This is a genomic window from Polaromonas sp. Polasp52 (assembly GCF_059491565.1).
Window position 1 is genome coordinate 575,540 of the sequence record NZ_CP168513.1, and the last position, 12,047, is coordinate 587,586.

Annotated in this window: 9 protein-coding genes; 5 read left to right on the forward strand and 4 right to left on the reverse strand. The window is 67.0% G+C overall.

From position 1 onward, the window contains the following. Positions 1 to 29 precede the first annotated feature (29 nt). From ACEN9P_RS02815 to ACEN9P_RS02825, 3 genes are read left to right on the forward strand one after another with little or no spacing between them, the layout of a single operon-like run. Positions 30 to 971 carry an ABC transporter permease gene (locus tag ACEN9P_RS02815; protein ID WP_495621024.1) on the forward strand — a complete coding sequence of 314 codons (942 nt, stop codon included), beginning with the start codon at positions 30 to 32 and terminating at the stop codon, positions 969 to 971. A 4-nt stretch (positions 972 to 975) separates the two neighbouring features. Continuing rightward, complete coding sequence (locus tag ACEN9P_RS02820) at positions 976 to 1,848, forward strand: ABC transporter permease (protein ID WP_495621025.1); 873 nt, start codon at positions 976 to 978, stop codon at positions 1,846 to 1,848. Positions 1,849 to 1,882: 34 nt separating this feature from the next. Continuing rightward, entirely contained in the window at positions 1,883 to 3,490 is a 1,608-nt protein-coding gene (locus ACEN9P_RS02825; protein WP_495621026.1) for a gamma-glutamyltransferase family protein, read from the forward strand. Positions 3,491 to 3,502: 12 nt separating this feature from the next. On the opposite strand, the gene ACEN9P_RS02830 is transcribed toward ACEN9P_RS02825, so the two are convergent. Then, positions 3,503 to 5,926, reverse strand: a complete 2,424-nt coding sequence (locus ACEN9P_RS02830; RefSeq protein ID WP_495621027.1) for a cellulase family glycosylhydrolase — start codon at positions 5,924 to 5,926, stop codon at positions 3,503 to 3,505. A 298-nt stretch (positions 5,927 to 6,224) separates the two neighbouring features. Between ACEN9P_RS02830 and ACEN9P_RS02835 the strand changes: the two genes are divergently transcribed. Beyond that, a complete protein-coding gene (locus ACEN9P_RS02835) occupies positions 6,225 to 7,430 on the forward strand; it encodes a multidrug effflux MFS transporter (RefSeq protein ID WP_495621028.1) in 1,206 nt (401 codons plus the stop codon). 21 nt (positions 7,431 to 7,451) lie between these two features. Here ACEN9P_RS02835 and ACEN9P_RS02840 read toward each other — a convergent pair whose 3' ends face one another. Both ACEN9P_RS02840 and ACEN9P_RS02845 read right to left on the reverse strand, forming a co-directional pair. Then, positions 7,452 to 8,468, reverse strand: coding sequence for a tRNA dihydrouridine synthase (locus ACEN9P_RS02840; RefSeq protein WP_495621029.1), 1,017 nt, complete (start codon positions 8,466 to 8,468; stop codon positions 7,452 to 7,454). A 6-nt stretch (positions 8,469 to 8,474) separates the two neighbouring features. Continuing rightward, entirely contained in the window at positions 8,475 to 9,734 is a 1,260-nt protein-coding gene (locus ACEN9P_RS02845; protein ID WP_495621030.1) for a methyltransferase, read from the reverse strand. Positions 9,735 to 10,039: 305 nt separating this feature from the next. On the opposite strand from ACEN9P_RS02845, the gene ACEN9P_RS02850 reads away from it, so the two are divergent. Continuing rightward, positions 10,040 to 10,498, forward strand: a complete 459-nt coding sequence (locus ACEN9P_RS02850; RefSeq protein WP_495621031.1) for a hypothetical protein — start codon at positions 10,040 to 10,042, stop codon at positions 10,496 to 10,498. A gap of 133 nt (positions 10,499 to 10,631) precedes the next feature. Here ACEN9P_RS02850 and ACEN9P_RS02855 read toward each other — a convergent pair whose 3' ends face one another. Then, positions 10,632 to 12,038, reverse strand: coding sequence for an efflux transporter outer membrane subunit (locus tag ACEN9P_RS02855; protein ID WP_495621032.1), 1,407 nt, complete (start codon positions 12,036 to 12,038; stop codon positions 10,632 to 10,634). Positions 12,039 to 12,047 lie beyond the last annotated feature (9 nt).

Consider the following 12,047-nt stretch of genomic DNA (forward strand, 5'->3'; position numbering starts at 1 on the left):
CGAGATAAAGCAGGCAGCCACCACCTTTCATGCTCCAGTACTTTCTCAAGCGGCTTGCCGCGATCATCCCGACGGTGTTTTTTGTCACCGTCATCATCTTCGGGCTGCAACAACTGCTGCCCGGTGATGCCGCGTCGGTCCTGGCCGGCGAAAACCAGGATCCGGAAGTGATCGCCTACCTGCAAAAGAAGATGCACCTCGACGAGCCGCTGCCGATGCGCTACGCCTACTGGATCTCCGGCGTGTTCCACGGCGACCTGGGCGAATCCATGCGCATCCAGCAGCCGGTGCTGGACCTGATCAAGGAAAAGCTGCCGGTCACGCTGCAGCTGGCGGCCATGGCCATGCTCATCGCGCTGCTGATCGGCATCCCGGCCGGCATTGTCTCGGCCGTGGGCAAGGACTCGGCCTGGGATTACCTGGCCAATGTGATCGCGCTGTGGGGCCTGTCCACACCCAACTTCTGGCTGGGCATTTTGATGATCCTGGTGTTCTCGGTGCAGCTGGGCTGGCTGCCGGCCTCGGGCTACGTCAGCCCTTTTGAGGACCTCGGGGCCAACCTGGCGGCCATGATCATGCCGGCCTTTGTGCTGGGCAATGCGATTGCCGCCGTTCTCATGCGCCATACGCGCAGCGCCATGCTGCAGGTGCTCAATGCCGACTACGTGCGCACCGCGCGCGCCAAGGGCCTGAACGAGCGCCGCGTGGTGCTCAAGCACGCGCTGCGCAATGCGCTCACGCCCATCATCACGCTGGGCGCGCTCGAGTTCGGCACGCTGCTGTCGGGCGCGGTGCTGACCGAGCAGGTGTTTTCGATTCCCGGTTTCGGCAAGCTGATCGTGGACGCGGTGTTCAACCGCGACTACGCGGTCGTGCAGGGCGTGGCGCTGTTCACCTCCAGCGTCTATATCCTGCTCAACCTGCTGGCCGACCTGGCCTACTTCGTGGTCAACCCGCGGCTGAGGGGCTGAAAGCATGAGCGCAGTCCTTCCCGCCGCCCTTTCGCGCGAGGCCACGCCGGCGCGCCGCGCGCTGCGCCGCCTGATGCGCCGCCGCGGCGCCATGCTGGGCCTGGCCATCGTGGTGATGTTTGTGGTGCTGGCGCTGTTCGCCCCGTGGATCGCGCCCTACGACCCCGTCGCCACCAGCTGGAGCGCGGTGCGCAAGCCGCCCAGCCTGCAATACCTGTTCGGCACCGACGAGATCGGCCGCGACGTGCTCTCGCGCGTGGTGTGGGGCGCGCGCGCCTCGCTGCTGGCGGGCCTGGTGTCGGTCTGCATCTCGATGGCGCTGGGCGTGCCCATAGGCCTGCTGGCGGCCTACGTAGGCGGCTGGACGGACAGCCTGATCTCGCGCTTTACCGACGCCATGCTGGCCGTGCCCTTTTTGATCCTGGCCATCGCACTGGCCGCCTTCCTGGGCCCCAGCCTGAGCAACGCGATGATCGCCATCGGCGTGTCGGCCACGCCCATCTTCATACGCCTGACGCGCGCCCAGGTGCTGGCCATGAAGGTGGAGGATTTTGTCGAAGCGGCGCGCGCCGTGGGCAACCCGCACTGGCGCATCGCGCTGCGCCACATCCTGCCCAATGTGCTGCCGCCGCTGATCGTGCAGGCCTCGCTCGCCATTGCCGCGGCCATCATCGCCGAGGCCAGCCTGTCCTTCCTGGGCCTGGGCCAGCAGCCGCCGGCGCCCAGCTGGGGCAGCATGCTTAACACCGCCAAGAATTACGTGGACAATGCACCGTGGATGGCGATCTGGCCCGGCCTTTCCATCTTTTTGCTGGTGTTGTCCTTCAACCTGCTGGGCGATGGACTGCGCGACGCGCTGGATCCCAAGCACAAATAATTCGCGCCGCAAGGCGCCCACTTCCTCATTGACCATGCCGACTTTCGACGCCCTCCACTACCCTTATGCCTCCCGCCGCAACGTGGTTTATGCCAGCAAGGGCATGGTCGCCACCTCGCAGCCGCTGGCCGCGCAGGCGGGCCTGCAGGTGCTGCAGGCCGGCGGCAACGCGATCGACGCGGCGATTGCCACGGCCGCAGCGCTCACGGTGGTGGAACCGAATGCCAACGGCATAGGCGGCGATACCTTCGCGCTGGTCTGGCACGGCGGCAAGCTGCACGGCCTGAACGCCAGCGGCCCGGCGCCGCGCGCCATCACCCTCGACAAACTCACCAGCCAGGGATTGACCGAAGTGCCCAAGTACGGCCCGCTGCCCGTGACGGTGCCGGGCACACCCGCCGCCTGGGCGGCATTGGCGCAGCGCTTCGGAAAACTGCCCCTCAAGACCTCGATGGCACGCGCTGTGGAACTGGCACGCGAAGGCTTTCCGGTTTCGCCCACCGTGGCCTCCGCCTGGCAGCAGGCCACGGCGCTGTTCCGTGAAAAATTCAAGGAAGCGTATTTCAAATCCTGGTTCGACACCTTCGCGCCCGAACGCGCGCCACGGCCCGGCGAGCTCTGGCGCTCCGCCGCGCATGCCGACACCCTGCAGTCGATTGCCGACACCGCCGCCGAAAGTTTTTACCGCGGCCCGCTGGCCGAACGCATCGCGGCCTTTGTGCAGTCTGCCGGTGGCTACCTGGCGAAGGAAGACCTGGCCGCCTTCCAGGTCGACTGGTGCGACCCGATCAGCGTCAACTACCGCGGCTACGACGTCTGGGAAATTCCGCCCAACGGCCACGGCCTGGTGGCCCTGATGGCGCTCAACATCCTCAAGGCCTTTGATTTCAGCGAACGCGACAGCCTGCGCACCCACCACCTGCAGATCGAGGCCATGAAGCTGGCTTTTGCCGACGGCCTGGCGCACATCGCCGACCCGGCGCACATGCGTGTCTCAGTTGCCGACCTGCTGTCGGACGGCTATGCGGCCGAACGCCGCGCGCTGATAGGCGAGCGCGCCCTGCAGCCCATGCCGGGCGAACCCTCACGCGGCGGCACAGTCTATCTGAGCACGGCCGATGGCGAAGGCAATATGGTCTCGCTGATCCAGAGCAACTACATGGGCTTCGGCTCGGGCATGGTGGTGCCGGGCACCGGTATCGCGCTGCACAACCGCGGCAACAATTTTTCGCTGGACGCCAAGCACCCCAACTGCCTGGCGCCGGGCAAGCGGCCCTATCACACCATCATCCCCGGCTTTTTGACCAGGGACGGCAAGGCGGTCGGCCCCTTCGGGGTGATGGGCGGCTTTATGCAGCCGCAAGGCCATGTACAGATGGTGATGAACACCGTGGACTTCGGCCTGAACCCGCAGGCCTCGCTGGACGCGCCGCGCTGGGAATGGGAAAGCGGCAAGCGCGTAAGCATTGAGCGCTCCACGCCCGAACACCTCTTCCACGGCCTCGCGGGCCTGGGCCATCAGGTGGTGTGGTCCGGCAACCGCATGGGCTTCGGCCGCGGGCAGATCATCTGGCGCAATGCCGAGGGCGTGCTGTGCGGCGGCACTGAACCGCGGGCAGACGGCGCCATCGCGGCCTGGTAAAGCCCCCGGCGCTCAGGGGAGCGTCATACCGGCCGTGCCGGCCAGGTAGCGCTCCAGCACCGCCAGCTCGGCCAGCGTGGGTGCGCCCTTGCCCGCGATGACGGCATACAGGTTGCCGCGAAAGCCCTCGCGCGGGTAGTAGCTGATGTAGCCGCAGCCCATCAGCATCTGGGTGAAGGCGCTGGGCGCGAAGGTCGCGGCGGCGCTGCCGATTTCAGCGGAATTGAGGCGCAGCTTTTGCGCGCCCGGCACCGATGCCAGCGCCAGTACCGCCGGCGTGTTGACCGCCAGCCTGCTTGGAGCCAGCAACTGCACCGTCTGGCCTTTTGAGTCAATCCACCTGGCGCGCGGCTGGCCGTTGAGAAACCCCAGCTCCGAGGTCTGCGGGTCTTCCGCCTTGGAGGCCTGGAACACCACGCCGGTGTTGGCAGCCGCAGGCACGCTGAGGGCCGCGACGGCGAAATGCGCATCTTCCAGGTTGTAGGGCACGCGGTTGCGCGGATTGGGCTGAACGCCCGCCACGCGGGCGGATTTTTTGCACCAGAAGCCGAAGGACTCGGGCACGCTGTGGTCGGAGTTCTTTTTGCCGTTGGTCACGCGCATCACCGGCACCGACATGGGCCCGGCGGCGCCGCCGTCCTTGTTCATCCAGTTGATCATCTCCATGGCATTGCCCGGGCTGGAGCCATAGCCCGAATCCGACACGGCGCGCACCACCTGGCCGGCGGCGGCGGGCGCGCCCAGCAGGTAGTCGGTGTAGCCGTCGGCCAGTTCCCACTTGCAGGCGCCGTATTTGGCGATGATGGCCAGCGCGGCATCCGCGAGGCTGGTCGCGGCATAGGCCACCGGGTCGGTAAGCGAAAACACCTTGCGCGGCGGCGGTACCTGGCCTGACAGCTGCCCGTCGCTGGTGTAACTCAGCGTGGCGACCTGGTTGGCCGCGGGTGTGTAGGTGAAGCTGTCCTGCCCGTTGGCGCCGGCCGGAATCGTCAGGCGCGACTTGCTCAGCGTGCCGCCCTTGTTGGAGGCCACCGTGAGCACCACCGGCTGGGCCAGGTTGCCGCGCGCATAGACGGTGATGGTGAGCGGCGTGCCCGCCGGCGCATAACCCGGCCCGTCGTCGAACAGGCTCGCCTGCACGATGCCGGTCGCGGCCTTGAGCACACCCGAGACCGCCGGCTCCAGCGTCTTGCTCTGGTGCCAGCCGGGCACGTGGTTGATGGCGTAGTTGTGGATGGGCCAGTGGTTGCCGCCCATCCAGGTGTAGACCTCGCAGCCCGACTGCGCGGCATAGACCGCCGCCTGCGCGAACATGGCTTCCCAGCGCGGGTCGTCTATGGGCATGCCGACCTCGGTGAGCGCCAGCTTCACACCTTTGGCTGCGGCCCAGTCGACGGCGATTTTGAGGCGGTCCGCGCCGGTGGAGGCCTTGATCGGGCCGGTACCAAAACCGGCGCTGTAGTTTTTGGCGACCTCGGTGTCGTAGTCAAAAAAGGCGCCGTTGCTGAAGGCGTCCAGGTACATATGGACTTCGTAGACCAGGTTGGCACCGTTCAGTGGGAAACCGGGGTTTTTGGTGCCTATGTACATGGCCGAGTCATACAGGTTGCCGGCCACGTAAATGGGATTGACGGTGTCGACCGCGCGTATGGCCTGGATGGCGGCCTGCGCGAAGGTGGGCCATATCGTGAGGTCTTCGCCGCCCTTCACCGCTTCCTCGTTCGACGCGATGACACCGCCGGGCTTGGGCATGTCGTGCGGCTCGTTCATGAGGCCGTAGCCGCCAAAGCCCGGGTGGCTCTTCCACTTGGTCGCCGCGCGCGTCCAGAAGTCGGTGAAGTGCGCCATCCTGAGCGTGGCGCCAGGCGCCAGCGAAAAAATCCGCGACTGGATCTGCACCGCGTCGGTCGTGTAGGGCCTCAAGGGAGCGGGCGGCACGGTCAGGCCTATCACCGAGCCGTCGGGCTGGAAGCGGAAATCCTGGTAGCGGCCGTAGTTGTGGTTGTCGATGATGCAGCGCGTGCCTGCGGCGGCATGGGCATCGAGCACGCCGGTGATAAAGGCCTCATAGCCCGCGTGGAAGGCGCCCGGGTTGCCTATGGCCGCTTTCGCGGCCGCATTGGCCACCGTGTCGTGCAGCATGGGCTGCAGCAACTCCCACTGGATGGGCAGCCGGTTCTTGAGAAAGCCGCAGGCCGCCAGGTAGGCCACGTCGGCCTTGCGCGGCACGGTGAAATGCAGGTTGGGCGCCGAGCTGGTATTGGCCCGCAAGCCGGGCTTGGCCCATTCCATGCCCGAGAGGTTGGTACCCATGGGGGGCATGCCGGCCGCGGCGCGCGCCACGGCGGCCTGCGCCTGGCGGCTCACGGTGAGGGGCCCCAGGGCCGCAAGGGCGCCTGCGGCCAGGGCGGCCTGTGAAAATTCGCGTCTTTGCATGAAAACCCTTTCCTGAAGCGTTCAGGTTAAGGCCCAATTCAGCGCTTCATTACAGTTTGACGCAGCAGCCAGGGGCTGCTTACATTTCAGGTCCGTTCGGCCCTGTCAGGCCTGACAGGGCACCCGATTGGGCCGCACCCAGGCCACCCGTCAGCGCGATGGTCCGAGGTCGGCGACAATAGCGCCAGGTATTTTTTGCAGCCACGGCAGCGGCCCTGGCCGCTTTCACAAAACCGCTTTCGTGCAAGGGCCCAGCCCTCGGTTTTTAACGCACGGGCGGCCTGATCCACTTCCTTTCATGACCAAAAGTTTCTACCGGGCAGCCCTGGTGCTGGGTTTGCTGTCCGCCATCGGCCCCTTCGCCATCGACATGTATTTGCCCGCCCTGCCCTCCATAGGGCAGACCCTGGGCGCGTCCATGGGCGCGGTGCAGGCCAGCCTGATGGCCTTTTTCATCTCGCTGGGCATAGGCCAGATTGTTTACGGCCCGGTGTCCGACATGGTGGGCCGCAAGGCGCCGCTGTACTTCGGCCTGCTGCTGTTTGCCGCGGGCAGCATAGGCTGCGCGCTGGCGCCGGACATCCACACGCTGGTGGTGCTGCGTTTCATCCAGGGCCTGGGCGCCTGCGCCGGCATGGTGGTGCCGCGCGCCGTGGTGCGCGACCTGCACACCGGCCACGACGCGGCGCGGCTGATGTCGCTGCTGATGCTGGTCTTCAGCGTCTCGCCCATCCTGGCGCCGCTGGCCGGCAGCCTGCTGATCGAAGCCTTCGGCTGGCGCAGCGTGTTCTGGGCCGTCACCGTGGCCGCCGCCGCCGGCCTTCTGCTGGTGGGCTTCACCCTGCCCGAGACACGCCCGCCCGAGCAGCGCGTGGACAGCAGCTTCGGCAGCGCGATCAAAGCCTACGGCGTGTTGCTGCGGGACCGCCATTTCATGGGCCTGGTGTTCATAGGCGCTTTCGGCATCTCGAGCTTCTTCGCCTACCTGGCCAACTCATCCTTTGTGCTGATAGACCACTACGGCCTCACGCCGCGCCAGTACAGCATCGCCTTCGCGGTCAACGCGGCCTCCTTCATCGGTGTCTCGCAGTTCACCGGCAAGCTCGCGGCGCGCTTCGGCCTGGTACCCATCGTGAAGGTGGCGGTCACCGGCTATGCGGCCGTGATGGCGCTGCTGCTGGTCGTCAACCTGGCCGGCATTGAACGGCTGGACGTGATGATCGCCCTGCTGCTGGTGGGTTACGGCTTCCTGGGCCTGGTGGTGCCGACCACCGCCGTGCTTGCGCTCGAAGAGCATGGCGCGATTGCCGGCACGGCCTCGGCCCTGATGGGCACCCTGCAGTTCGTCACCGGCGCGCTGGTGATGGCGCTGGTCGGCGTGTTTGCAGACGGCAGCGCCCTGCCCATGGTGGCCGGTATCGCGGGCTGCGCGCTGCTGGCCTATGCGATGGCGCGCGGCACGCTGGGCGGTGCGCGCGCCGCGTCGGCCGCGACGCCTCGATAGTCAGCCGCCGGCACCCACCCCTCAAACGGTTTCTGGCACGCGCGGGTACATAGCAGGCTCATCAAGGACCCTGCCCCGCAGCGCCTGTACCAGCCAGGCCTCGACCAGCACCGGGTCATTGACCGTCTTGATCGCCTGGTAAGCCTCCTCGGCTTCCGGGAAACGCCGCCGCAAAAAATTCAGCCACTGCTTGAGCCGGCCCGCTCGCGCGCGCGGCTCAATCCGTGAGCAGACGATGCGCCAGAAATCGGCGACCAGCGGCAGCAAAGCCGGCCAGTCCACGGCGGCCCGCATGCCCAGCCGGTCCGCCTTGATCGCCAGGCCCAGGCCAGGGTCGCGCACCGCGCCGCGGCCGATCATCAACGTGTCGCAGCCCGAGAGTTCGCGGCAGCGCCGCGCGTCCTCCACCGTCCAGATCTCGCCGTTGGCCACCACCGGAATCTTCACCGCGGCGCGTATGTCGGAAATACGCTCCCAGTAAGCCGGCGGCCTGTAGGCCTGGGCCTTGGTGCGGCCGTGCACCACCAGCTCGCCCGCGCCGCCCGCTTCGATCGCGAGCGCGCATTCGACGGCGCGTGTGTCGTCCTCATAGCCCAGGCGCATCTTGGCAGACACCGGCATGTGGGCCGGGACCGCGCGGCGCACCGCGCCGACCACCGCCGTCAGGGTTTCGGGTTCCCTGAGCAGGGAGGCCCCGCCGCCATGGCGGTTGACGACGGCCGCCGGGCAGCCGAAGTTGAGGTCAATGCCGTCCGGCCCCAGGCCCGCGAGCCGCGCGGCATTCTCGGCCATGCAGCCGGGGTCCGAGCCCAGCAGCTGCGCGCGCACCGGCACGCCGGCCAAGGTGCGGCCGCCGTGATGCAGTTCGGGCACGATGCGAAAGAACACGCGCTCGGGCAGCAACTGGTCGGTGATGCGGATGAATTCGGAGACGCAGCGGTCTATGCCGCCCACCCGCGTGAGGATGTCGCGCAGCACAAAGTCCAGCAGCCCCTCCATGGGAGCCAGCAGGACGGTGGCGTGCGCCTCAGCCTTCATCGCGCCTCAGTGCGGTTTGGCGCCCAATCGCCACAGCGAGGTCACTTCGGCCGCACGCGCCGCATGCAGCGCGTCATCCGCGTCGGAGGCCTTGGGATGCTGCGGCTGGGCGTCAAGGTGGCCTATGACTTTGAGGCCCGCGGCGTCTATCGCCTCCATGAGCCAGGCGCGTGTGCGCAGGCCCAGGTGCTCGGCCAGGTCCGACAGGATCAGCCAGCCCTCGCCCCCGGGTTCCAGGTGCGCGGCCAGACCCTTGAGGAAACCCAGCAGCATGCGGCTGTCTTCGTCGTACACCGCATGCTCGACCGGCGAGCCGGGGCGCGCGGGCAGCCAGGGCGGGTTGCAGACGACGATGTGGGCACGGCCTTCGGGAAACAGGTCGGCCTGGCGCACCTCGACCTGCGGAAAGCCCAGGCGCTTGAGGTTGTCGCGCGCGCAGGCCAGCGCGCGCGGATCCAGGTCGGTGGCGACCACGCGCTGCACGCCGCTGCGCAAAGCCAGCACGGCGGCCAGCACGCCGGTGCCCGTGCCTATGTCAAAACCCAGCAGATCGGCCGTGCCCTCGGGCACGGGTGCCTGGGCCACCAGGTCTATGTATTCGCCGCGCACCGGCGAGAACACGCCGTAATGCGGATGGATGCGGTTGTGCGGCCCGTCTTCGCCAAGCGCGGGAATCGGCACGCCCTTGCGCCGCCATTCATGCGCGCTGATAAAGCCCATGAGTTCACGCAGCGATGCCACGGAAGAATCCGCACCTTCCTTGGCGGGACCCCAGGCTTCGGCGCACGCTTTTTTTGCATCGGGCGCGCGGCGCAATGGAATGCCGTAATCCGCGTCAAACGGAACCAGCACCATGCCCAGCACGCGGGCACGCTGCGCCTGGGCCTGGCGGTGCAGGTGAAACGCTTGCGGAAATACCGGCACTGTTGCCGGGGCCGGCGTGCCGGCCTCTACGGGCTCCCCGGCCTTTTGGGCTTTGACGCGCTTGTCGCGCTTGGGCTTGGCCGGTTTGTCGACACGGCGCGCCAGCGCCTGCACCAGCATGCGGGCATTCTGGAAATCGCCGCGCCACAGCAGCCCCGTGCCCTCGCAGGCCAGGCGGTAGGCCGCGTCGGCGCTCATGCTGTCGTCGGCCAGCACCACGCGCTTGGGCGGCGCCGCGCCGCGCTCGGAGCGCCAGCGCGCGGAACACGCCTCGCCGCTCTCCGTCCAGTGGATCAGAACGGGTTCGGACGATGAGACAGAAACGGGAGTTGAAACAGGCATCAGGGGCAAACACAGCAAAGGGAGCCAAGTGTTTTAACAGATGCGGCCGCCTGTTTGGACGGAATGCCCTTAAAACCGCCCGCCAATGCTGAAAATCGCCGCTTTTCGGGTCGAACTTCCGTAAAAGTTCAGGTCGCGCCAGCTGTCGTGCATGCAGTGTCCCAAACCGGCATACGGCATCTATTTTCAAAAATCCGGCGTCAATGTTCCACGCACGGACATTCAAGGCCAACGCCAGCCGCGAAAGCTCCTATGGTGCGGCTTCTGGAGAGGACAGGCCGCTGTCAGGCCTGTCAAAAAACACCATGCCATTTGAAATCAAGCCCATCAACCAGGAGGCTTTTGACGCGGTCTACACACCGGAACTCACGCAGCAGCTGATGGGTCTTGTCCACCCCACACGGGACCGGTTTGACCTGAGCCGCCGCAGCTGGGCCGTGGACCCGGGCCGCGACGCCTATTTTCTGGAGGTCAGCCTCATCAACGGCAAGGACTGGTCCTTCAGCTACCTGCTGATCCAAGGCAGGGAGTTCGCCCTGGTCGAGTCGGAAGGCCACTGCCGCTACTCCTTCGTGAGGCTCTCCCCGGGCTTTGCCTGGCGGCCTGAGGAAGCCGAAAGCCTGGTGGCGCAAGCGCTGCGCGTGGGCGGGGTCTTCCTCGATGGCTGCTACAACCTGCCGCCCGGCTTCGGCATGAACCTGCCCAATATCAACGCCGTCCCCCACGCGGAATTCATCCCGCGCAAAACACACAAGGTCAATTGAGCACGGCCGCCCCGGCGCGCCTGCTTTTACAAGCAGGGGCCGCGGAACTGGCATTGCCAGGCCGCAAGCGCCGTCCCCAGCAAGGGGAAAGGGCGCTACACGAAGTGAGCGCCAATAGGGGTGTGCTTATTTTTCAAGTATTCCAGCCGCCGCCCAAAGCCCGGATGAGCCCCACCGTCGCCAGGTACTGCGAGGTTTTCACCTGCAGCGCCTGGCGCCGGTTGCGCAGCTCGCTGCGCTGGGCGTCCAGCAGCTCGAGCTGGCTGACAAAGCCGTTGCGGTAGCGTGAATCCGACAGCACCGTGGCGCGCGTGGCCGAGGCCACGGAGCGCGACTGCGCTTCGGATTGCTCGGCCAGCAGGCGTATGGCCACGAGCTGGTCTTCCACGTCCTTGAAGGCGACGAGGATCTGCTCGCGGTAGTTGGCCAGAGCGATGTCGAGTTCGGCATTCGCGTTTTGCACGCCCGCCTGGCGGCGGCCGCCGTCAAAGATCGGCAGCGACAGCAAAGCGCCCACACCCCAGGCCTGGCTTGAGACCTTGAACAGGTCCTTGATTTCGGGCGCGGCATAACCGGCGTTGCCGGTCAGCGAGAAGGTCGGGAACCAGGCGGCCTTGGCAACGCCCACGCGGGCCTGCGCGGCCTGCATGCTGCTTTGCGCGGCGGCAACGTCGGGGCGGCGCTCCAGCACCGTGCTGGGCACGCCAGCCGGGATGACCGGCAGCGCCGTCGACCACTCCGTGGGCGCGACGGCAAAATTCGAAGCCACCTCACCGACCAGCACGGCCAGCGCATGCTCCAGTTCGGCGCGGCGGCGGTCCAGCGCCAGCGCTTCCGATTCAGTGGCGGCCACCTCGGTGCGCACACGGGCCACGTCCAGCTCGGCCACGTCGCCTTCCTTGAAGCGCACTTCCGTCAGGCGCAGCGTGTTGCGGTAGGCCTGCAGCGTGTCGCGCACCAGGGTGCGCTCGGTATCGAGCGAACGCAGGTTGAGGTAGGTTTGCGCCACATCGGCCTGCACCAGCAGTTGCGTGCTGCGCAGCAGGGCTTCGCGGGACTTCGCGTCCAGCGAGGCGGCGTCGGAGTTGAGCGACAACTTGCCGATCAGGTCGACTTCATACGAAAAATTGGCGGCGGCCGTGACTGTGGTTTGCGCCACGCGATTCGTGGTGATGTTGCTCTGGCGCACCGCGCCGCCGCTCAAACCCACTTGCGGCAGGCGGTCGGCGTCGGTGTTGCGCAAAATCGCGCGGGCCTGCGCCAGGCGGCCCGCGGCCACCTTGACGCTGTTGTTGTTCTGGCCGGCCTGCTCGACCAGCCGGTCCAACACCGGGTCGGCAAACACCTTCCACCAGGCGCCTTGTGATTGCGGGGCCGTTGCCGTGGCAACAGCCGCCGCACCGGCGTTTTCCTTGTAAGCCGCGGGCGCGGCGGGAATGCTGGCCGGGTCTACCGAGGCGCTGGTGGCGCAGCCGGCCAGCACCAGGGCGGCCAGCAGAGGCAGCAGTGCGCTGCGCAGTTTTGTGGATGTGTGGTTCATGATGAACTC

Coding starts and splice junctions, on each gene's coding strand:
- ACEN9P_RS02815 (WP_495621024.1), top strand. CDS start 30: ATGCTCCAGTACTTTCTCAAGCGGCTTGCCGCGATCATCCCGACGGTG.
- ACEN9P_RS02820 (WP_495621025.1), top strand. CDS start 976: ATGAGCGCAGTCCTTCCCGCCGCCCTTTCGCGCGAGGCCACGCCGGCG.
- ACEN9P_RS02825 (WP_495621026.1), top strand. CDS start 1,883: ATGCCGACTTTCGACGCCCTCCACTACCCTTATGCCTCCCGCCGCAAC.
- ACEN9P_RS02830 (WP_495621027.1), bottom strand. CDS start 5,926: ATGCAAAGACGCGAATTTTCACAGGCCGCCCTGGCCGCAGGCGCCCTT.
- ACEN9P_RS02835 (WP_495621028.1), top strand. CDS start 6,225: ATGACCAAAAGTTTCTACCGGGCAGCCCTGGTGCTGGGTTTGCTGTCC.
- ACEN9P_RS02840 (WP_495621029.1), bottom strand. CDS start 8,468: ATGAAGGCTGAGGCGCACGCCACCGTCCTGCTGGCTCCCATGGAGGGG.
- ACEN9P_RS02845 (WP_495621030.1), bottom strand. CDS start 9,734: ATGCCTGTTTCAACTCCCGTTTCTGTCTCATCGTCCGAACCCGTTCTG.
- ACEN9P_RS02850 (WP_495621031.1), top strand. CDS start 10,040: ATGCCATTTGAAATCAAGCCCATCAACCAGGAGGCTTTTGACGCGGTC.
- ACEN9P_RS02855 (WP_495621032.1), bottom strand. CDS start 12,038: ATGAACCACACATCCACAAAACTGCGCAGCGCACTGCTGCCTCTGCTG.